Here is a 19,499-nt window from a genome sequence, read left to right as displayed (position 1 = left end):
CGTGAGCGCACGGGTAAAAATCGACCCACTGTTTGGTAAACCCCAGGCTTTCACTGATGAAGTGCTTGATACCGGTACCTGTGTGATTGAGCTGGATGGCATTAATGAGGGCGTGGCCGATAAACGCACGCTGCGGGCGATTATTATGGATAATCCGCAAGCCACCGGCAAAATACTGGTACTGGAAGCGGATCCGCTGATTTTCTACGGTGCCCCCATCACTGACGCCAATAGCCTACAAAATGGCCAACTGCTACAGTTTACTCGCTACAGTGATAACACTGACGGCGGTAGCGCGGTGATTGACGGTTATTTATCGGCGCGGAAAGCCTATTTCCCTGCCGACACCTCCCTGCTACCGACGCGTGCTGCCGGCATTCTGGAGTTGCCACAAACCCGATTTAACCGTTACCTGCCGTTTCCCGCGCGGGATATGCAGCCGCTCGAACTCGATGGTGAAACCTTTTACGCTTGGAAAAAACCCAACATCATGGGGCACTATGAATTGTATCGCATCAACCCGACCCAGCCGACGCAATTGACCTCTGCCAATCAATTTGCTGTGCTGGAAGAGGGAGAATGGCAGCGACTAGGCTTGAAAGGGGGCGGACCAAAAAAAACGTTAGCATCACTTGCTGCAGAAAGAAAAGAGCTTAATGCAAAACACCAGTTGTTTCTCAGTAAGGAACCGGAAATGACCGAGTCAATGACAGATATCTGGAAACTTCATAAACAAGACCCGGCAACCTACCGTGCTGATTTCGAGAAAGCCATTGACGAGCGTATCCGTTTTTATCAGGAGGAAGTTGAGACATTAGAAAAATTGTTCACCATGGCTGATACCAGTAGATTCAACGATATGGCCTCCTTGATAGTAGAAGAGATTATTATTAATATCAGAAGACGCAAGGTATTGTATTGGGGAGATTTGGATAATCTGACGAAGGCTTCTTCTGGCAAATACGAACAGGCACTCGCTGATTATATCAGTGGCCTAACCCAGTTTGATCTAGCAGAATGTCGCAATGCCCTGAAAAGGGTGCTTGATGTCTCCGACAAAGTATTAGCGCAACAAATTGCCGAAGAAAGCTATCTAGCCAAATTAAAAACTTTCTCTCGGCAAGGTGAAGAGGTCTTCAATCGCGTGATGAAAGATAGCAGTGGATCATCCCTTGCGACGAAAACCCGTCAGATCCCCTTGTTAGCATCCATGATCCCACTGCAACACGAAATCAGCGCTGATAGTACTGTTGGCTATGTTAATTTATCTAACGATCTTCACGAGATGTCCGCATCGGTCAAACACACCGTGTGTACGTACCTGGAGTTAATAGACAATCCGTCATTATTTTCGCTTGCTGAGCGTGAATCCCTGTTGCACAGCATTATCCAGCAGTATGAAAAAAGTGAAATGAATTATCAGACCCTCCAGCAGATTTTTGTTTCCTGGGTGAGTAAGGAGTACGTAGATCGCCTGCTGGAGCGGATCAGCGATAGCAAAAAATCCGCTGAGGAAATGTTGGCCACACTCGCCCATCAATCGGCACCTGAACAGCCCTTGACACCTCGCTCTAGCCAGGATGCGGCTACAGTAAAGAGGATCTTTCGTACCAAAAAAGGTCTGTTGATTGGTAAGGAAAGACCGCGCAGCCATACCAGTCAGCCACGTATCATGGAAGTCATTGATCCAAATTCACAGGAAATTTCCGGAGAATTTCAAGAGATTTTACCAAATCAATGGGCACCGACCGCATCCAGGTTCAGAAAAATTCCCCTGCCAGCCCAGACCTTAAAATCATTAATGAAAGATGCAAACGACATGCTGGCAAGTACCAAACGTTTTATCAAAAATGCCGAATATCAGTCCAGGACTCAGGCGATGATACCCAGCGAGGTAGAAGAAATTCTTTGCCATCAGGCCAAGCGTATGCAACAGCGCGCTACAGAGCTACGTCAGGCTCTGTCCGGTGGTTCAGAAAACGACGCTGCAACAAAAATGGCGACCGATCTTGAAAGCAAGGCAACAGATCTGATTGATAAAGGACGTACTCTCCGCCTCAGAATGAGCAAGCAGCAGGATCCGCGTATTAATCGCCTGAAATATTTACTGGAGCAAGAAGAGGTATCGATAGAAAAAATGGGTGAACGAAAAAAACTGGGCGCCAAAAACAGTCAGGATTGGCTGCAGGAGTATGAAATAAAAGACAAAACGACCAGGCAACCCCTGTGGTACGCGCATTTTCACTATAAACAGGCCAATGATCCGTTTGAAAATTTCTCGGCGGCGCATCTCAAAACCAGAGAACAGCGCCGTACGGGATTAAGCATGCAGATCACACAGGAACAGCAGGGCGAGGAAGTGATACGTATTTTACGTAGTAAAATCGATCCTGACTCGGCAACGATTATCTTTAAAAATATCGTGGGAAAATAGCATGAAAAGCCTAGCGCGCCGGAACTTGCGCCCTTACGCAAAAATCTAAAATATCAGTTATTGCCAGTTTGGACTTGATAGGTGGGAAAACCCAATGGCAATATTCATTCGGCTTCAATTGTTCATTTTCATTATTTTGCACACGCTATGCCCAGTTCCTGCCACATCCATGTAAAATCATAATGCGCCATATGGGGTGCCCTAGCGGTATCATTTTCTAGGCTCTTGAGCCATTAGAGCTCTTCGGAAACTATCATTTATCTAATTTTCATATTATAAATTGCTGCAATCAGATTAAATCTTATGGAAACCCTGAAGAACAGATAAAAGTAGTCTATTCTGTCATTAATAATTTTTTTAGGTTAATAGTGAAATGAAAACGAAATCGACGAGACGAGCCAACTTTTTAGCGCAAATGAATAGGATAGTTCCCTGGGAAAAAATTCTAGCCAAACTCAGTCGTCATTACCCGAAGGCAAGCCCTAAAGGCGGCAGGCCGGCGAAACCGTTAGAAGTGATGCTGCTTTATCGATGTAAGAAGCGTTATACGACATCCCCTTATTACGTCAATTTGCTGGGGTATGTGTCGATGCCATTCCCTCCGATCCCACTCTCCTGCATTTTCGTCATTGGCTGGAAAAACATCATTTAAGCGAAACGCTGTTTGAAGAAGTTAATACGCATTTAGCTTCGCTTCAGCTATTTATCAAACGGGGTAGCATTGTCGATGCTACGATTATTCATGCGCCCAGTTCAACTAAAAACCGGCAAAATACTCGTGACCCAGACATGAAAGCCACCCGTAAAGGCAATCAGTGCTACTGTGGCATGAAAGCGCATATTGGCGTGGATGCACAGACGGGGCTGGTATGTTGGGCACTTTCTTCAGCATATACCTGCCAACCGACAATCTTACGGCTAAAAATATCGAGGAAAAGGTAGAGGTAAAAATACTGGCCTTTAATACGGCTGGGGAGATAAGTGATATCCCAACTGTAGAGCTGGTTGGGCGCGGTGGCACAGAGTGCCCGAGGCTTAAAACGTGGTTTTGCCGGGCGTTCTGCTCGTCGATGCTTCAGTTGCCTGGCGTCCCGCAATACGCGATAAAAAGTGGATTCGGAGGCGAAATAGAGCCCTTCATCAGCCAACATCGGCACAATTTGACTCGGGGGTAAATGAGCAAATTTGGCCGAAGAGGTTATTTCCAGTAGCTTAGCCCGCTCACAGGGTGAGAGTTTGTGGGGCGGCGGCGCTGTTCGGCGCGTTCGGCCATCCACTTGCTCGATAGCTTTCTGCCAGCGCTGTAGGGTTCGCGTGCTTAGCCCAATCAGGAGACAAGCCTGTTGTTGCCGCGCTCCGGCCTGCGTTGATTCAGTAATCCACATCATAATAGACTGGCGCTGTTCGGGAATAATCATTTTTCCTCTTACTGCGTTGTGTTCGCTTCGGGTCACAAAAATCCGCGCGCCATTGCTTCAGGTGATGAACAAAAATACCCTGCCCCCTGCACCAAGAGGCGAGTTCACTTTCTGCTAAACAACTTCTTAGCTTCCTCGGCGGCACGTTAAGTTCATCCGCAATGGCTTTCATTGTACGCCCATTCCGATGATAAACCTTACACAGCGCCTGCTCTTTAAACTCTTCCGAATACGTCGGTTTTTCCATGATTATATCGCCTCTTTATTAGTTCCCATTAACGAAAATTAGAGGCGACAACTAGACTGACACTGGGGGCGACGGAGGGTATTGGCCTTGCCGGGGCAGGTTGCCGGGGCAGGGGCAGCAGGTATGGGAAAAACATCGGCATCAGCAAAGTCTCAACGCGAAAATCCGGGCTAAGGTTGAACATCCCTTTCGGGTGTTAAAATGTCAGTTCAACTTTAGAAAAGTGCGCTACAAGGGCTTAGCTAAAAATACTGCGCAATTATTCAGCTTATTTGCTTTGACCAATCTCTTTCTCGCTAGAAAAATTTTGTTTTGTCGCCCCTAATTGACCCTTGATACCGCCTAAGCCATATGACGTTAATAATTAACGCTATTAGCTCAAAATATAGCATTCATTATCGGTTTTTCAGGGTTTCCATAGAATAAGTTTCTTTTTTGAACCAATAAAAGACGTTGGAGAAATAACCGAAATATTAAAGGATACGATTAATTAAGCGATCGATCCGGATCCTACGCATACGGCGGATCATTTTATGTACTTTAACTGGATATTGTGAAATGTTTTCTAGCTCAAGATGGTGGGTGATGATCCGGGTATATTGACGAATACAAGCCAATTCTTTCGTTTGTTGTTCGTGCATTTCCTGTTTAGGATCATGAATAAGAATCGCGTTTTCTAAATCCAGATGCCAAGCACGTGGATTCAAATTATTACCGGTTATCAGTTGCCATTTATTGTCCACCCATACACCTTTTAGATGATAGCTATTATTGCCATCTTTCCATAATCGGAGAGTCAGTTGCCCGCTATCTATATAACGTTGTAGATGTTTCAAGAAGCGTCGCAGGTTGATTTCATAGAGATAGGGGAGTATGCCAATAATTTTAAACGGCTGATCTTCTGGGATATAAAAATCACAGGCTGTCTTATCGCCGACAATAATTTCAACCTGTTTACCTTCTCGCAATAAAGTAGTGATATTACGCACAAGTAATGAAGGTAAATTGAAATATGGAGTACAAATAATAAGCCGTTGTTGTGTGGAGCAGATGAGATCATTAATAGTTTTGTTTAACGGGTTTTTTTTCCCCAATCCCACCAAGGGGGTCACTGCCAATTCATCGTGATTGGCTTGATTGATATATTGGTAACTTGCCTCCCGCAACTTAACACGGAATTTTTTAGTTTCATGCTTAATTTCAGAATTCTTAGGGCGATCACGACGATCTAGGCGCTGTACAGCACCCGAATTTAAAATTTCTTGCTCAATGTAGCGCAGCATCACTTTAGCTAGCATTGAATTTTTGATTACTTGATAACGATCATAGCGATATTTATCATTTTGATAGAGATAAATATCATTAATACTCGCCCCACTGTAAATGACATTATCGTCGATGATGCTCCCTTTTAAATGCAGCACCCCTAATGCCTCACGTGTATTGACCGCAACACCGTAAATAGGAACAGAAGTCGCTAGATTTTGTTCTGCCATCTCACAGTACCAATCTGCGTTAGTATTGATCGCAGCCATGCCGATACGACTACGCTGTGCTCTATGCCAGTCGACCAAGACAAAAATTTTTAATTCAGGTCGTTGTTTTTTTGCTTGATATAAAGCATTGAGTATGCTTTTACCTGCTTCGTCCTTTTCAAAATACAGGGCGACTAAGCAAATATATTGAGTGGCTTGAGCAATTAACTCTAACAGTTTAGAACGGAAAGATTTAGGGCAATACAATGTTTGAACATCATTGATTATCTGAGGGATCCTAGGTAAGCAGCATAGCTGGTGCAGGCATTTAGCACGTTTGAATTTTGACAACATCACAGCAGGTCTTTTTCTCTATGTTATAAATCATAAATGGTTCAATGCGTATCAGCCATGTGCGAAAAATTTTAGTCCTTATCTCTCTTAGAGTCTGTTCGAAATCTCTTGTATCCCCTTCGTCTTTGAAGTTGTCGCGTTGCCGTAACGCGAAATTCATTGGGTATAGCATTATTTCGTAAAATCACAGGCTAATTTCGTAGCAACAGTATTGAGTATCTTATCTTGACTAAGGGCATCTTTTTGGAAAATATACATACGGATGACATTATGATATTCACCATTAATAAAGAACTCTTGCTCCAGCTCCGCCTCTTTTTTGAATCCTAGTTTCTCATAAATATGAATGGCTTTCTTATTTTCTTTATCAACAATAAGATAAAGTTTATGTAAATTAAGCACTGAAAAGCCATAGGTCATTGCCAGCCTTACGGCTTTACAGGCAAAACCCTGTCCCTGGTAAGCGGGAGCAATAATAATCTGGAGCTCTGCCCGGCGATGAATATAATTAATTTCCGCGAGTTCAACCAAGCCTACTCTTAAATTATCTTTTTCTCTATCTTTGTCTTGTTTTTCGATAATAAATCGGCGTTCACTCTGATCATGAATATGTTTATCGTACAGATCGGAGAGTTCAACAAAAGCTTCATAAGGCTCTTCAAACCAATAACGCATCACATTAGCATTATTATCTAATTGATGGACGAACAACAAATCATCACGTTCTAATGGGCGTAACCTAATATTACTTGTCGTAGGCATGTGAGTTCCTTAAAACAGAATGAAGAGTCTATACCCTTCGCCTTTCAAGTTACGGCGGCGTTGGCAGCGATCACTCATCCTCTATCATGTACCGATTCGATTGATTGCCGCCTTGCTGTAACTTGAAATTCATTGGCTATACGCAGCGGCAATTTCAAAGACTGTGGGTATAATGGTTATCGAGTAGACCTTGCAACGGCAGTGGCTTTGCATCAAGCCAAGCCGCGTTATCAAGCATAACGAGGCACCCTTGAGTAAACCAGTTGACCACCCGTGGGTAGATATTATGTTCTTGAACTTGCACTCGCTGAATGAGATCAGTTTCGCTGTCACCTTTGAACACCGGTACTTTTGCTTGCAAAATAATGGGGCCACCATCGAGCTCTTCTGTGACAAAATGTACCGAGGTGCCGTGTTCTTTATCACCACTCTCTAATACCTGACGGTGAGTATGCAGGCCTTTATATTTAGGTAATAACGACGGGTGAATATTGAGTAATCGCCCGATATAGTGTTGCACAAATACCGAGCCAAGGATGCGCATATAACCTGCCAGCACCAATAAATCGGGTTGATAGTGGTCGATGGCTTGTTGCAACGCTAGATCAAACTTTGCTGGATCACTGTAATGTTTAGCATCTAACCAATGCGCAGGAATATTAGCTTTCCTCGCGCGCTCTAGCCCATATGCAAACTCTTTATTACTGAAAACCGCACTGATTTTACCGTTAATATGCCCCTCCTGCTGGGCGTCAATCAGTGCTTGTAGGTTGCTTCCCTGACCTGAAATTAATACCACGATTTTTTTCATCATCTGTTTTTTTCCGCTACGGATTAATGATCACTCGCTCGGCGTCTTCAGCTTTAGGTAGCGGCGCAATATTGCCAATTTTCCAGGCTTCTTCACCTTCGGCATTCAGTAAGGTAATCGCGTCGTCGGCTTCCGACGCGGGTAGCGCAATGACCATCCCCACCCCACAGTTAAATGTGTGATACATGTCGTGGCGGCTCACATTACCTTCCTTTTGTAGCCAGCGAAAGATTTCAGGCCATTGCCAACTCGTTTCTTTAATAACCGCTTGAGTGCCTTCGGGCAGCACACGAGGAATATTTTCCCAAAAACCCCCGCCGGTAAGATGAGCGATGGCATGAATATTGATTTTTTTTGGATTGGCAATTAATTTGAGAATAGATTTAACATAAATTTTAGTCGGCTCTAATAGCCAATCGGCGAGCGATTTTTCTTTTAACAAGGTTTGCTGTGGATCAGTTTTATTTTTATCTAAAATTTTACGGATCAGCGAATAGCCGTTTGAATGTGGTCCACAGGCACCTAGCGCAATTAAGGTATCACCTGCTGCCACTTTACTACCATCAATAATAGCTTTCCGTTCAACCACACCGACGCAAAAACCAGCCACGTCATAATCTTCCCCCTGATACATCCCTGGCATTTCTGCGGTTTCACCCCCTACCAGTGCGCAGCCTGATTGTTTACAGCCTTCCGCAATACCAGTGATGACATTTTTGGCAATATTGATATCGAGTTTCCCGGTGGCAAAATAATCAAGAAAAAACAGCGGCTCTGCCCCTTGAACCACCAGATCATTAACACACATTGCCACCAGGTCGATGCCGATAGTATCGTGACGGTTTAGATCCATCGCCAAACGCAGTTTAGTCCCGACACCATCGGTCGCGGAAACTAAAATCGGTTCACTATATTTTTTCGGTATAGCACACAAAGCACCAAAGCCTCCTAAGCCACCGATCACTTCCGAACGTGTCGTTTCTTTTACTACATCTTTAATCTGATCAACAAGTTGGTTGCCAGCATCGATATCCACACCGGCATCTTTATAGTTGAGAGAGTTTTTATTGGTCACTACAAGATCCCCAGGACGGTTAGTTATTATTTCGAAATCTCTTGTGCTCGTTGATATGCCCTTCGCCTTTGAAGCCGCCGCGTTGTTGGCTGCGGGTATTCGCCGAATCACTCAGTCTATCTACGCTCATCGGTCGGTCGCCCTGGCAGCCAAAAGCAACTTCAAAGACGAAAGGCATACTTCGTCAAAAACGAGCCCAAAATGCTTATTTACGCTATGTAAACTGTACTTTTGCGCTGCGTAACCATGTTTTTAAAAACTGTTGAATTCTAACAGTGCAAGTGACACTTTACCAAAGATTTGCGGATAACTTGCTGACATCAATTCGCTCTAGCGCGGGTAAAAGTTAATATTAGACCTCTTTGGAAACCGTAGTTCGTTATGCGGAGTCAAGGCGCCCGGCGCACAGCAACCTTCGTTAACATGAAGTACATGAGGATTGCGCGCACCGGGCAACGCAGGATTCGCGTCACGCAGTAGGTTTCCGAAGAAGTCTATTCTGTTATCGTAAAAATTTTATGTTAAAGTTGCAGGGTTTTTTAGCCTATTTTGGCTCTGTTTTGATTTTGATTGAGGTGTTTTTGAATAGCCCAGCACAGCTTTCACTGCCACTTTATTTGCCTGATGATGAAACCTTTGCCAGCTTCTATCCCGGTGAAAATGCATCCGTGTTAGCTGCAATCCAGTCAGTTATCCACCACTCTCATGGTAGCTATATTTATTTTTGGTCAGGGGAGGGAGGGGGGCGCAGTCATTTGCTACACGCGGCCTGTACTGAATTTTCGCAACGAGGTGAAGCAGTGGGTTATGTTCCATTGGAGAAGCGTGCCTATTTTGTCGAAGAGGTATTGGATGGCATGGAGCAGTTGGCTTTAGTATGTATCGATAATATCGAGTGTGTCGCCGGGATCCCACAATGGGAAATGGCGATATTTAATCTTTATAACCGTATCCAGGAAACCGGCCATACTCGACTGTTGATTACCGGTGATCGTCCCCCCCGGCAGCTAAATTTACATTTACCGGATCTAGCCTCTCGTCTAGATTGGGGACAAATTTATAAATTACAGCCGCTCTCCGATGATGAAAAATTGCAAGCATTGCAGCTACGAGCGAAATTACGCGCTTTTGAACTGCCAGAAGATGTAGGACGTTTTATGTTAAAACGTCTTGATCGAAAAATGCGTACACTATTTATGACGCTTGATCAGCTTGACCGTGCCTCGATCACCGCTCAACGTAAATTAACCATTCCTTTTGTTAAAGAGATCCTCGGGTTGTAATAAAATAGAAAACTTTTTGCAAAACTTATTCATCTCATCATCCTGCTAAAACAGTTTCCGTGCCGTGTCTAACCAGTCTTGTTTGAATTTTCTTTCCCTATTTTCAGCATTGATACAAATAGAAATTAATTCATTAACCATTTTGTCATTTTGTATGCCGACACAACGTGCTTCAGCACAAGCGCTATTATTTATTAATAATTCAACGGCATGAGCTCCCATGCGTGAAGCTAAAATACGATCATGGGCTACCGGTGCTCCGCCGCGTTGAATATGACCTAATACTGTCGGCCTGGTTTCTCTTTTCGTTTTTTCTTCGATATATTGCGCCAATTTATTAATATCACACACATGTTCAGTAATGGCGACAATGGTATGTCTCTTACCTTTTTTAATGCCTGCTTTGATTTCAGATAAGAGATCTTCTCGTTTGAATTCGACTTCGGGTACTATAATAAACTCACAGCCTCCGGCAATAGCGGCGGCGAGTGTTAGATCACCACAATGTCGCCCCATGACTTCAACCAGTGAGATACGTTGGTGCGAGGAAGAAGTATCTCGTAAGCGGTCAATAGCTTCCACCACCGTTTCTAACGCAGTGAAAAAACCTATCGTATAATCGGTGCCTGCCACATCATTATCAATGGTACCTGGTAAACCAATGCAAGGGATGATCCCACTCTCTTTTGTTAATAGATCTGCTCCGGCATAAGAGCCATCGCCACCAATGACCACCAAACCATCAATGCCGAGAGCATCCATATTATCAATGGCCTGTTTTCGTATGTTTTTATCCTCAAACTCAGGAAATCGGGCTGAGCCGAGAAAAGTGCCGCCTCGATTAATCATATCTGAAACACTATAGCGATCTAATTCTTTGCCGCGCTTTTCATATAAACCTTTATACCCATCATAAATACCATACACTTCTTTTCCTGCTGCCAGAGCAGTACGTACCACTCCCCGGATGGCAGCATTCATTCCTGGCGCATCCCCACCACTTGTTAATACGCCAATTTTTTTGACCATAACCGCCTCTATAAGATATAAAAATTTCTACTCAATATCATTCATGCAGCTCATATGATTAGCAACAGCATTACCCATATCAGTATTATGTATGTGCTCCATGTGGTCAGCCCCAGTATTATCAGCATCAACATCAGCCCCAGCATCGCCATCAGCATTATATATATGCTCCATGTAGCCAGGCATATTATATGTTACCTGGCATTTTAAGATAAATTTGGATTAAATTTAAAGGTCTCCTAAAAGGATAGAGCTAAAAGCGATAAATATAAATTGGCAGACTCGGAATCGAACATCAATTATATCTTATATGATAATTAAGTGATTTATTTTTGTTATATAAATTTGTACCCGCATTTGTACCCTCAAATCATCAAAGTACTCTTTAATAAAAGAGGTCAGGTTGTATTATACATTCTCATAGGAAACCTCTCTTCAGTGATAATCAAGATAGTCAACAAGCTCAACATGACATCCGTCAAGACAAAAAATGATTCGCCAATTACCATTGACTGCAACTAACCAGAATCCTGGTAAGCTCACCTTTGAGTTTTAGCAAACATAAAATGCCTTAAATTCCGTCTGATTATGACATAGTCCATTCTGTGTGTTTTTATCTGAGAAAATCTGAAGATATGCCAAATCATACCTATGTCTGCGCGAACTTATGATGCGAACTTATCTGCATACCCATTTTTTCTCTCATTTATGATCTATATGAGTATTTAGGCTAAAATTTGCCAATCGATATAGTTTTTGTAAAAAACCTAAATACATAAAATCTTTTTCATAATGAAAATCAAGTTTTTGCATGACACGCAAAGATTGATAGTTTTGAGCTCGGGTAAAACAGATCAGCGACGGCAAAGAAAGCGTATTAAACGCTAACTCAATAGCCATTAAAGACATTTCGATAGCCACGCTTTTTCCCCAATATTCCGGTTTTAGAGCATAAGCCAACTCAACTTCATTTTTTTCTTCAATAGTTATCGATTTTAATCCCACACGCCCGATGAAATGGTGAGATTCTTTATCACGCCATGTCCACATGCCAAAATCATTTTGTTTCCAGTGATTTACATTAGACACTACCAATTCATTTATTTTTTCTTTGCTAAAAGCTACCCCATAGCAAGCAATGAATTGTTTGTTTTGAAACATAGAATAATATTCATCTAAATCACTTAGGGTAGGCACAGACCCGACAAATCTTTTAGTCTCTACAGTTTTAGGAAATTTTTTTTTGAAAGTATCATTTTTCTTGTTTCCTGTTTTGGAGGCTATACTGATGTTTGCACCCTCGGTGGTGCTACTTAACGATAAAAGCCGCCTCTTCAGATATAAGGTTGAAATTTGATCTCTTGGCCGAATTAAATATGAAAAACTCTTCCGCCACCGGTAGATAATTCAACGGTAAGACTTAACTTGCCTCCCATAGCTTCGATATACCGTTTCAAGGTTGCCAACTTTACATCATTACCACGTTGTTCAATTTGAGTGATTGCAGGTTGGCTTACTCCCATTGCTTTTGCCAAGCTTTTTTGTGATAGCTGTAATTCTTCGCGCATCAACTGTAAACCGGTTTCCAGGATCATTTCATCAGCAATTTCTTTAATGCGAGCTTGACTTTCAGGCGAACGGACAGCTAAAGCATCACGTAATGTTCTCATTTTTCCTCCTCCAGCGCGGTTAAATGCGCGGTAAATTCTTCATCTGCTATACGGATCATCATACCGTAAAAGCGTTTGTCGTTACTTTTGTCTCCAGCACATAGCACAATGGCTTGTCGTTTTGGATCAAAAGCAAAAAATGCACGTATAGGGCGCCCTAAATGCTGTATACGTAGCTCTTTCATGTTTTGGTGTTTAGAGTTTTTTACTGTATCAGCATAAGGACGAGACAACCTGGGACAATAGGTTTCAAGGTTACTTAAGTCAGCCAGTACCTTTTCTTGTGTACTCTCGTCTTGTTCAAGTAACCATAGATCAAACCGAGAGGTGAAAATCACAGTCCACACAACCGGACTCCTATCATGCATAAGTTATAGCTTATATTTAGTTATATAAGCTATGCATTATATTGGCAAGCGTTTAAGTGATGTGATCAGAAATGGTGGGTTCAATAATATCATCGTCTATGCGCACTGGTATTTTGCGCACAGGAGGTGCGCCACGCACTGCGCACATTTTTCTACCCGCCAAAAGAATAATCTCTTCACCTCTTCTGTACCATGACAAGGTAGGTGGGATTTTTAGCTATCATTTTGCGTTTTTATCCAAGCCATAATGCACTACCCCCCCCTGATAAAAGTTTAGGGGTAAAACTGTTCACACTTGATTTTTTACTTTTATTTTCAATGAGATAAAGGGTGAACAAATGAAAGCCAACTCATCACCACTCTTCACCCTGTGTTCACACCAAACCAGGGAAGAAAGGTGAACAGTGTGAATACTTGTGAACACTTAAAAAATAACTGTTCACCCTATTAATCCTTATATAGCAAGGCTTTTAGCATAGTGTGAACAGGGGTGAACACTTTTTCCTATTATTTTTAGTACCCCCCTATCACCACCGGATTAGTGGTTTAAATCAGCGGTGCCTGTCGCTCGGGGTAGCCATTCATCCGCACTGTCTACATTCAAATTCAGGTTGCTACGGATCCCCTGCCTGCTTTTCTTACGTAGATACTGTAAGCCAAATTCCGCTAAGGAGCCCGGCATATCACTGCCAAAACGTGTTACTGATACCGGTTTCGCCAGATTGTTACCTCTCATGTACGCAAGATAAGCGTGATACAGATACTTACGCGGGTTAAATGGGATAATCTCCGCATTACCTACCAACATCCCATCCGCTTCAACCGAGGCTAACAGATAGCCACAAAAATCTACCAGCGAATCAGTACTCCGTTTGACATTAAGCGCTTCGGCTGATTTTTGCTGCTCCAGCAATAAGCATTTGGCTTTGGCAGGCTCAACAAAACGGGTCAGCAGGTGGCGGATAATCACCGGTAATTCTCGGGCGATTTTATCGCACAGTAAGGTATTGAGAACAGAAATAAGTGCCTCTGCCTTCCTTGTCGTCAAAACGATAACGGGTTTTACCCCCACAGTTTGGGTATTGACCTTCCTGCCGATGGGTTGGGATCGCCAGTTGTCGCAAAATCGCCTCCCAATGACCGTTAGCCTGTGTTCGTACCTCATCAATAAAATTATCTTTTAGCCTGTCGGCAGGCTTCGCTGTCATAATGCCCCCTCTGTCAGCATGCTATAAAGTGCCTCAGTTTTTTCCAGCAGAATAAACAGCAGTGTTTCCCTGGCATCGGCTTCCATGACAGACACAGCGGCATGAGTCAGCGCTAAGCACTGAAATGCTAAATCTTCAGCAGTGATCGGGGTTTTATCAATGCGTGTGGACATGGCATCCTCCCAGAGCAGGAAGGCGACCGGCAAACAAAAGAATATAATCGGCAACGTAGCGCTGACGGGCTGATTTTTCATCAATTGCCGTAGCGTACAGCATGATAGGCTTAATTTTTTTCTGACTGCGGTTGATCGCCGCAAAGATATAGGTACACTTTGACGTAGCCATAGCGTTAGTCCTTCTAACGAAGTGGTTAGAAGCCTTGGATGTGTTCCACCACTCCGAGGCTTCGTTGTTTCTTGAGCATCAAATGCTTCAAGGTGGAACACACTACAACCATCATATGTGTTCCACTTCAACCTTTTTATTAAATTATTTTTTGTGTATTCTGTGTTCCACTGCTCAATGGAGAATTCAGTAATGGCAACAGGTAGCGTTAACGCTAAGTCACAAAAGATACATGCAAGAGTTTCACATGAAATTATCGCTAATGTTGAATTAGCTAAAAATGAAGGAGAAAGCACCTCACAATTTGTAGTAACTGCGCTACAGGGCGAGATAAAACGCCGCCAAAGAGAGAAAACTAAACCAGATGAATCAAAAGGTTGATTCTCTATGGCTAAACGCTCTCCAGCCAAAATGACACATGATGAATTAATTGCAAAAATGCTCACTGATCCGGCAGTGTATGCAGAACACGAGCGCCTTGAATGTGGAGAGTTCGCTTTACTTGATGAGATCCTTGCTGCTCGGCATAACGCTGGACTGACGCAAGTACAGCTGGAAATCCACTTTGTGTAGTTCATCGAGCTTTCAACAGCATATCTCCTCATCACGCCACCTCCCCACGTGATTCTATAATGCGTTGATTAATCCATGCATCCACTTCACTTTCGATAAAAGTGATAGCGCACGTGCCAATCTTTACCGGCACAGGAAAACGATGTTGACTGATAAGACGGTAAATCCATGCCTTACTGTAACCAGTACGGCGCTGGACTTCGGGTAAACGGATAAGTGTTTGCTGCATTAATATCACTCCCATAGTTGTTTAAGTTCTATGGGGGTATTAAAAGAGATTATGTTCAGTGAGTCACCGCAGTTACGGTCTTACTTTCCCTAACTACGGTAAGTTATTTATCAAAAAAGCTCTCGATTTTTCATCAATGATTTCAATTTACTATCCATAACTTGTTCTTTTAATGCCTATTTTAGTCTAGCACCGTCTACCGACCCAGCCCTAAGCTGACTGGCTAAATGGACTTTGCATCACATTTTTCGTCCGTGCAAATTCATAGGGGGTGATGGCGCAGTCTCTATTCGCATCCAGATAATCTGCCCACCATTGCACCATTAAACGTCTTTCCTCTAGATGCTCCGCTTTATGAATATAGGCAGCTCTGACATTATTTCTTTCTTGATGGCTCATTTGGCGTTCGACCGCATCCCTTGACCACAGTGCCGATTCAATAAGCGCCCCGCACGCCATCGCGCGAAAACCGTGGCCACAGATTTCTGTTTTTGTGTCATAACCCATGATCCTAAGGGCTTTATTGACCGTGTTTTCACTAATAGGTTTATGTGCATAATGATCACCAATAAAGATGAGTTCATGTTCACCACTGATCGCTTTTATTTGCTCTAAAACCGCAATGGCTTGTCGACTTAATGGGACGAGGTGAGGAGTGCGCATTTTCGCACCACGAGATGAATATTTGACGCCTTTAAGTGCTTTCCTCTCTGCCGGTATTGTCCAGATCGCACGTTCGAAATCTACTTCGTTGTACCGAGCAAACCTAAGTTCGCTGGAACGAATAAAAACCAGTAACGTCAATTTTACGGCTAATTGAGTAAGTAAACGCCCTTTATAGTTTTCTATTCGTTCGAATAATTCAGGAATACGTGCAAAATCTAACGCGGGGCGATGGACAGATTTACCGGTAGCAATGGCGCCGGCCATATCCTGAGCCGGATTGTAATCAATCATGCCACTCTGAACAGCGTAACGCATGATGGCGGTAGTGCGTTGTTGCAGGCGTGCCGCAACCTCTAATCGGCCTGAATGTTCGACCACTTTTATCGGTGTTAATATGTAGTGGCATAGTTAATTTGGCCACCACACTACGGTTTGGAAAGAGGTCTAATATTAGTTTATTTTTCTCCCAAACCACGACCCGGTAATGTTTGACACATTTTGCCATTAGCCTGGGGGGCAGTTATTGGGTATTTATCGTTAGGCGTAATATAGACTTGTGTTGTCGCAACATAGCCATCAGCATAGGTTGCTTCAATATAGGTTGCTTCCCATCCCTTGCTCGGGGTATCTAACGAAATTTCAATCTCTTTTTGGGTGGTAAGATTAATAGGTGATGCGTTATAGCTAATACCACATGCATAACGAAAATCACGTGCCAACGGATTTTTAGCTGTCCAACGCTGCACTTTTTCTGGTTTTTCTGAAAATTTTACGGTGAGAATTGGCTTACCTGCTTGCTGTCTTAACGTAGTATGCAATATGGGTAGTGGTGTCGAATGCTGGAAACGACGGATAAATGCAGTCAATGATTGCTCAGCAAATTTTGCTATACCGTGGTGATCAGAATTGGGGGCTACACGTAAAGATTTTTTTCCTGGAAGTTTTTCATAATAAAATTTTCTGTTATCAGGGACATAAAAATCATCGCCACTCGCATTGATTATATATTTGGGAATCGCCAGACGTGATTCATACATGGAGCCCAGATATTGCAGTGGATCTTCTATCTGCATTAGCTTAAAAAATTCAGGCGTTGCTATTTTTTCATCTATATGTTCTTGATAATAAGGATGGAATACAGCTGGCCAATTTCCCCACCGTAAGATTGATACACATGTTTCAACACAGCTTTTGTTCCTAACAAATCAATAGCAAAGGGAACTATAGCATCAATACGTGGATCAGCTATTGCGGCTAACCAGGTTGTCCATCCCCTTTTCGATATACCAGAAACAATAAAATTATCGATATTCCACTGTTTTAATTCACGTTGAGCCAATGTCAATGCTTGTGATACTGAAATTGCCATCGGAATATGCAAAGGCATAAGCTGCTGCTTATCTGGCTGCTCCATAAATAATGTCCAGCTGTGAGCAACACTATCATCTTCTTTCAGAGGCTTCCCATTTTCTTCATAGGTGAGATATTGATTTGGAATATTATCAACAGAAATAACGATTGTATTGGTTGCTCGGGCAATATTCTCTAGCGTACTCACGCTGAAATCAGTTGCTGGGACAGAGTCCATAGATTTTATGTTGTGATTAATTTCATTATTCACAATAACAAGTGCGCGCTGTGGAAATGGATTATCAGGAATGAATATATCAACATTGTGCTGCCATTTAGCCGGATGAAGGGTTTTAACTGGAGACCAATGTTGTGACGTAAGCTGGTATTGATGTAGCTCAAGCTGTGGTCGTTTTTCTTTACGTAAAAACGCGTATTCAATAGGCCGGGTTGCTAATTCCTTAAGATAGGATGGAAGTGTATTAGTAAAAGTCCCCTCTGTTTGCTCAGCATAGAACAATTGCTCTATATTTGGCCGAGCATAGCAAGTATTTATCATTGCTAATATGATCCCAATAATATGAAGTGATTTCAGCATTGCTTACCCTCTAAATTGTATAAATCAGCAACGGTATAGCCAAACCAGTTTAATTTGATTCTGTGTTGTCGTTGCTTGCCGTACTATTTGTACTGTCTGTGCGCCTCCGCCTTGAAACAAATTAAACTGATTCCGGCTATATCGTATGTCATAATTTATCTCATGAGCTTACTGAAAATTAATACTGACCTTATAGTGCGGTTATTGAGATCCGCGCTCTTGATTAGATTCACTGTATACCCTCCGCCTTTGAATCCGCCGCGTTAGGCTGCGGGTACTCGCCTCATCAGGTAGTCTATCTACGCTCATCGGTCTCACCCCCCTGGCAGCCGAAGGCAACTTAAAAGACGAAGGGTATATTCGAAATTTTTTGTACTCGTTGATACTTCGAACAGGCTTAATCTTACTACTTTAATAATTACATTGATAAACTAAATTGCTTTAATAATGATTTCATCCATTGATGGCCTTTGTCTCTATCTGTTGATTCATGCCAGGTAAGATTACAAGCGCGCTTTGCATTTTCCCAAGGCAATGGGACAGGTTTTAAATTAAGTGTTTCATTGCAAGCTTGTACTAACCAGCGAGGAGCAATAGCCACAAAATAGGTTTGTGATACCACACTAAGTACACTATTCATATCCGTACTTTCATAAGCTATCGCTTGTATACTTTCGGTGGATTGATAATAAGGTTTGCTAAAAGACCCCCTATGATCCAGCGAAACAACGGCATGAGATTCAAGAAATAATTGTTCCGACGATATCGAATTTTCGATACGTGGGTGATCCTTTGCAACGGCTAAAACCAGTTCATCATTAAACAAAGCGAGCCGATGAAAATTTGCACTTTCGAATTCAGTATAGCCAATAACAAATTCAGTTTCCTGATAGCGTAGTTGATGTTCAATATTATCATCTAGATAGGATTTAATAGTTAACTGTACATAGGGTGCTGCTTGCCGGACAGTATTAATTATCTGGGCAGTTAAGCGAATATCTAAAGGGCTACAAATTGATAAATTAAATAAACGATCGCTATTTTTAGGTTCAAAACTGGCACCCGGTAGTTCATTATGTACTAATTGTAATGCCTGACGTACCGGACCAAAAAGCTCACGTGCTCGTGAAGTAGGCTGTATACCTCGTCCATAACGAAAAAAAAGTTCATCATCAAACATAATTTTTAAGCGTGCAACTGCGTTACTTACTGCCGGCTGTGACATCCCTAACGATTGTGCAGCACGGGTCACATTTTGCATTTGCATTACTGCATCAAATACTGTCAGCAAATTAAGATCAACACTTCTTAAATGTACATCAGATTGTTCTTTTTGTGTGATTCCATTAGTTGTTACTAAATTGTATCCAGACATACTTAACTCCACTAAACCCTATGCAAATGAGACTATTGGCCGAAGATATGAAAGAAATGAGCAATTAATAGGCTCTAAAGCTCATCACCCCCACGATCTAAATTATTATTACTTATCGACAACAATTAATTCTCTTCCTTGTTAAAATTGAGTTTTATCTGATTTAACATCCCATAATTGATTTATATTTTTTATTATTAAATATAGTAAATATTTATTAAAAATATTT

At 42.4% G+C, this 19,499-nt stretch carries 23 protein-coding genes and 4 pseudogenes; 7 read left to right on the top strand and 20 right to left on the bottom strand.

Features of this window, described 5'->3' with window-relative positions; all coding sequences use genetic code 11:
• The first annotated feature begins 1 nt into the window (after position 1).
• The 3 genes and pseudogenes from REG_RS10720 to REG_RS14790 all read left to right on the top strand — a co-directional run.
• On the top strand, positions 2–2,434 hold the full coding sequence (locus REG_RS10720) for a hypothetical protein (protein ID WP_050749328.1): 2,433 nt from the start codon (positions 2–4) through the stop codon (positions 2,432–2,434).
• A gap of 415 nt (positions 2,435–2,849) precedes the next feature.
• Positions 2,850–3,086, top strand: a complete 237-nt coding sequence (locus tag REG_RS12670) for a hypothetical protein (protein WP_141553617.1) — start codon at positions 2,850–2,852, stop codon at positions 3,084–3,086.
• Positions 3,087–3,148: 62 nt separating this feature from the next.
• A pseudogene (locus tag REG_RS14790) lies at positions 3,149–3,304 on the top strand (transposase); the annotation flags it as partial.
• On the opposite strand, the gene REG_RS14785 reads toward REG_RS14790, so the two are convergent.
• Together REG_RS14785 and REG_RS12020 are read right to left on the bottom strand one after the other, a co-directional pair.
• Complete coding sequence (locus REG_RS14785; RefSeq protein ID WP_455549905.1) at positions 3,253–3,585, bottom strand: DDE-type integrase/transposase/recombinase; 333 nt, start codon at positions 3,583–3,585, stop codon at positions 3,253–3,255. The pseudogene REG_RS14790 and the gene REG_RS14785 sit on opposite strands and share 52 nt — an antisense overlap.
• Before the next feature lie 220 nt (positions 3,586–3,805).
• Positions 3,806–4,099 (bottom strand): hypothetical protein, encoded by a 294-nt coding sequence (locus REG_RS12020; RefSeq protein ID WP_006704759.1) that lies wholly within the window; start codon positions 4,097–4,099, stop codon positions 3,806–3,808.
• Positions 4,100–4,256: 157 nt separating this feature from the next.
• On the opposite strand from REG_RS12020, the pseudogene REG_RS04985 reads away from it, so the two are divergent.
• Positions 4,257–4,424, top strand: a pseudogene (locus REG_RS04985) (transposase); the annotation flags it as partial.
• Between the two features lie 148 nt (positions 4,425–4,572).
• Here the strand turns inward: REG_RS04985 and pssA are convergent.
• The 5 genes from pssA to REG_RS13215 all read right to left on the bottom strand — a co-directional run bounded on the left by pssA (position 4,573) and on the right by REG_RS13215 (position 8,754).
• Positions 4,573–5,928: a CDP-diacylglycerol--serine O-phosphatidyltransferase gene (gene pssA / locus REG_RS04980; protein ID WP_039907420.1), complete on the bottom strand. Its 1,356-nt coding sequence runs from the start codon at positions 5,926–5,928 to the stop codon at positions 4,573–4,575.
• Between the two features lie 171 nt (positions 5,929–6,099).
• On the bottom strand, positions 6,100–6,690 hold the full coding sequence (gene speG / locus REG_RS04975) for a spermidine N1-acetyltransferase (protein WP_006704715.1): 591 nt from the start codon (positions 6,688–6,690) through the stop codon (positions 6,100–6,102).
• Positions 6,691–6,844: 154 nt separating this feature from the next.
• Positions 6,845–7,501, bottom strand: coding sequence for a phosphoribosylglycinamide formyltransferase (gene purN / locus REG_RS04970; protein WP_039907501.1), 657 nt, complete (start codon positions 7,499–7,501; stop codon positions 6,845–6,847).
• A 16-nt stretch (positions 7,502–7,517) separates the two neighbouring features.
• Positions 7,518–8,576, bottom strand: coding sequence for a phosphoribosylformylglycinamidine cyclo-ligase (gene purM, locus REG_RS04965; RefSeq protein ID WP_039907419.1), 1,059 nt, complete (start codon positions 8,574–8,576; stop codon positions 7,518–7,520).
• Positions 8,577–8,595: 19 nt separating this feature from the next.
• Complete coding sequence (locus REG_RS13215) at positions 8,596–8,754, bottom strand: hypothetical protein (protein ID WP_176603440.1); 159 nt, start codon at positions 8,752–8,754, stop codon at positions 8,596–8,598.
• Positions 8,755–9,151: 397 nt separating this feature from the next.
• Between REG_RS13215 and hda the strand changes: the two genes are divergently transcribed.
• Positions 9,152–9,859, top strand: a complete 708-nt coding sequence (gene hda / locus REG_RS04960; protein WP_039907499.1) for a DnaA inactivator Hda — start codon at positions 9,152–9,154, stop codon at positions 9,857–9,859.
• 45 nt (positions 9,860–9,904) lie between these two features.
• On the opposite strand, the gene pfkA is transcribed toward hda, so the two are convergent.
• From pfkA to REG_RS11160, 9 genes are all read right to left on the bottom strand, one after another.
• The gene (gene pfkA, locus REG_RS04955; protein ID WP_006704711.1) at positions 9,905–10,888 is read right to left on the bottom strand and encodes a 6-phosphofructokinase; all 984 of its coding nucleotides are present in this window, start codon (positions 10,886–10,888) and stop codon (positions 9,905–9,907) included.
• A 27-nt stretch (positions 10,889–10,915) separates the two neighbouring features.
• Positions 10,916–11,074 carry a hypothetical protein gene (locus REG_RS13210; RefSeq protein WP_176603439.1) on the bottom strand — a complete coding sequence of 53 codons (159 nt, stop codon included), beginning with the start codon at positions 11,072–11,074 and terminating at the stop codon, positions 10,916–10,918.
• A 516-nt stretch (positions 11,075–11,590) separates the two neighbouring features.
• Positions 11,591–12,085 (bottom strand): GNAT family N-acetyltransferase, encoded by a 495-nt coding sequence (locus tag REG_RS04950; protein WP_006704710.1) that lies wholly within the window; start codon positions 12,083–12,085, stop codon positions 11,591–11,593.
• A gap of 173 nt (positions 12,086–12,258) precedes the next feature.
• Positions 12,259–12,558, bottom strand: a complete 300-nt coding sequence (locus REG_RS04945; protein WP_006704709.1) for a helix-turn-helix domain-containing protein — start codon at positions 12,556–12,558, stop codon at positions 12,259–12,261.
• Positions 12,555–12,926, bottom strand: coding sequence for a type II toxin-antitoxin system RelE/ParE family toxin (locus REG_RS04940; protein WP_006704708.1), 372 nt, complete (start codon positions 12,924–12,926; stop codon positions 12,555–12,557). The genes REG_RS04945 and REG_RS04940 overlap by 4 nt, the downstream gene beginning before the upstream one ends.
• A 538-nt stretch (positions 12,927–13,464) precedes the next feature.
• Positions 13,465–13,896, bottom strand: a complete 432-nt coding sequence (locus REG_RS04935; RefSeq protein WP_071985174.1) for a primase-like DNA-binding domain-containing protein — start codon at positions 13,894–13,896, stop codon at positions 13,465–13,467.
• Positions 13,897–13,915: 19 nt separating this feature from the next.
• Entirely contained in the window at positions 13,916–14,134 is a 219-nt protein-coding gene (locus REG_RS11165; protein ID WP_071985173.1) for a primase-helicase zinc-binding domain-containing protein, read from the bottom strand.
• Positions 14,131–14,307, bottom strand: a complete 177-nt coding sequence (locus REG_RS13205) for a hypothetical protein (protein ID WP_176487132.1) — start codon at positions 14,305–14,307, stop codon at positions 14,131–14,133. Before REG_RS13205 ends, REG_RS11165 begins: the two co-directional genes overlap by 4 nt.
• Positions 14,291–14,479 (bottom strand): host cell division inhibitor Icd-like protein, encoded by a 189-nt coding sequence (locus tag REG_RS11160; protein ID WP_071985172.1) that lies wholly within the window; start codon positions 14,477–14,479, stop codon positions 14,291–14,293. Before REG_RS11160 ends, REG_RS13205 begins: the two co-directional genes overlap by 17 nt.
• A 192-nt stretch (positions 14,480–14,671) precedes the next feature.
• On the opposite strand from REG_RS11160, the gene REG_RS04925 reads away from it, so the two are divergent.
• Both REG_RS04925 and REG_RS04920 read left to right on the top strand, forming a co-directional pair.
• Positions 14,672–14,860 (top strand): YlcI/YnfO family protein, encoded by a 189-nt coding sequence (locus REG_RS04925; RefSeq protein WP_039907412.1) that lies wholly within the window; start codon positions 14,672–14,674, stop codon positions 14,858–14,860.
• Between the two features lie 6 nt (positions 14,861–14,866).
• Positions 14,867–15,052: a hypothetical protein gene (locus REG_RS04920; protein WP_039907410.1), complete on the top strand. Its 186-nt coding sequence runs from the start codon at positions 14,867–14,869 to the stop codon at positions 15,050–15,052.
• Between the two features lie 31 nt (positions 15,053–15,083).
• Here the strand turns inward: REG_RS04920 and REG_RS04915 are convergent, their stop codons facing one another.
• From REG_RS04915 to leuO, 4 genes and pseudogenes are all read right to left on the bottom strand, one after another.
• Positions 15,084–15,281, bottom strand: a complete 198-nt coding sequence (locus tag REG_RS04915) for a helix-turn-helix transcriptional regulator (protein WP_039907408.1) — start codon at positions 15,279–15,281, stop codon at positions 15,084–15,086.
• Between the two features lie 210 nt (positions 15,282–15,491).
• A pseudogene (locus tag REG_RS04910) lies at positions 15,492–16,343 on the bottom strand (tyrosine-type recombinase/integrase); the annotation flags it as partial.
• A gap of 59 nt (positions 16,344–16,402) precedes the next feature.
• Positions 16,403–17,895: pseudogene (locus REG_RS14600) on the bottom strand (PhoPQ-activated pathogenicity-related family protein).
• 418 nt (positions 17,896–18,313) lie between these two features.
• Positions 18,314–19,270, bottom strand: a complete 957-nt coding sequence (gene leuO, locus REG_RS04900) for a transcriptional regulator LeuO (protein WP_039907407.1) — start codon at positions 19,268–19,270, stop codon at positions 18,314–18,316.
• Positions 19,271–19,499 lie beyond the last annotated feature (229 nt).

Origin of the sequence: Candidatus Regiella insecticola LSR1 (genome assembly GCF_000143625.1) — a bacterium.
GTDB classification, from domain to species: Bacteria; Pseudomonadota; Gammaproteobacteria; order Enterobacterales; family Enterobacteriaceae; genus Regiella; species Regiella insecticola.
Note: the sequence above shows the minus strand (reverse complement) of the source record. Positions and strands in the feature narration are given on the sequence as shown.

What these genes read in the sequence shown, in the direction of transcription:
- REG_RS12670 (WP_141553617.1), top strand. Translation starts at nt 2,850, where the DNA reads ATGAATAGGATAGTTCCCTGGGAAAAAATTCTAGCCAAACTCAGTCGT.
- pssA (WP_039907420.1), bottom strand. Translation starts at nt 5,928, where the DNA reads ATGTTGTCAAAATTCAAACGTGCTAAATGCCTGCACCAGCTATGCTGC.
- REG_RS11165 (WP_071985173.1), bottom strand. Translation starts at nt 14,134, where the DNA reads ATGACAGCGAAGCCTGCCGACAGGCTAAAAGATAATTTTATTGATGAG.
- REG_RS04945 (WP_006704709.1), bottom strand. Translation starts at nt 12,558, where the DNA reads ATGAGAACATTACGTGATGCTTTAGCTGTCCGTTCGCCTGAAAGTCAA.
- REG_RS04940 (WP_006704708.1), bottom strand. Translation starts at nt 12,926, where the DNA reads ATGCATGATAGGAGTCCGGTTGTGTGGACTGTGATTTTCACCTCTCGG.
- purN (WP_039907501.1), bottom strand. Translation starts at nt 7,501, where the DNA reads ATGAAAAAAATCGTGGTATTAATTTCAGGTCAGGGAAGCAACCTACAA.
- REG_RS12020 (WP_006704759.1), bottom strand. Translation starts at nt 4,099, where the DNA reads ATGGAAAAACCGACGTATTCGGAAGAGTTTAAAGAGCAGGCGCTGTGT.
- REG_RS13215 (WP_176603440.1), bottom strand. Translation starts at nt 8,754, where the DNA reads ATGCCTTTCGTCTTTGAAGTTGCTTTTGGCTGCCAGGGCGACCGACCG.
- REG_RS04920 (WP_039907410.1), top strand. Translation starts at nt 14,867, where the DNA reads ATGGCTAAACGCTCTCCAGCCAAAATGACACATGATGAATTAATTGCA.
- REG_RS11160 (WP_071985172.1), bottom strand. Translation starts at nt 14,479, where the DNA reads ATGGCTACGTCAAAGTGTACCTATATCTTTGCGGCGATCAACCGCAGT.
- REG_RS14785 (WP_455549905.1), bottom strand. Translation starts at nt 3,585, where the DNA reads ATGTTGGCTGATGAAGGGCTCTATTTCGCCTCCGAATCCACTTTTTAT.
- speG (WP_006704715.1), bottom strand. Translation starts at nt 6,690, where the DNA reads ATGCCTACGACAAGTAATATTAGGTTACGCCCATTAGAACGTGATGAT.
- REG_RS13210 (WP_176603439.1), bottom strand. Translation starts at nt 11,074, where the DNA reads ATGCCTGGCTACATGGAGCATATATATAATGCTGATGGCGATGCTGGG.
- REG_RS04915 (WP_039907408.1), bottom strand. Translation starts at nt 15,281, where the DNA reads ATGCAGCAAACACTTATCCGTTTACCCGAAGTCCAGCGCCGTACTGGT.
- REG_RS04925 (WP_039907412.1), top strand. Translation starts at nt 14,672, where the DNA reads ATGGCAACAGGTAGCGTTAACGCTAAGTCACAAAAGATACATGCAAGA.
- pfkA (WP_006704711.1), bottom strand. Translation starts at nt 10,888, where the DNA reads ATGGTCAAAAAAATTGGCGTATTAACAAGTGGTGGGGATGCGCCAGGA.
- leuO (WP_039907407.1), bottom strand. Translation starts at nt 19,270, where the DNA reads ATGTCTGGATACAATTTAGTAACAACTAATGGAATCACACAAAAAGAA.
- REG_RS13205 (WP_176487132.1), bottom strand. Translation starts at nt 14,307, where the DNA reads ATGTCCACACGCATTGATAAAACCCCGATCACTGCTGAAGATTTAGCA.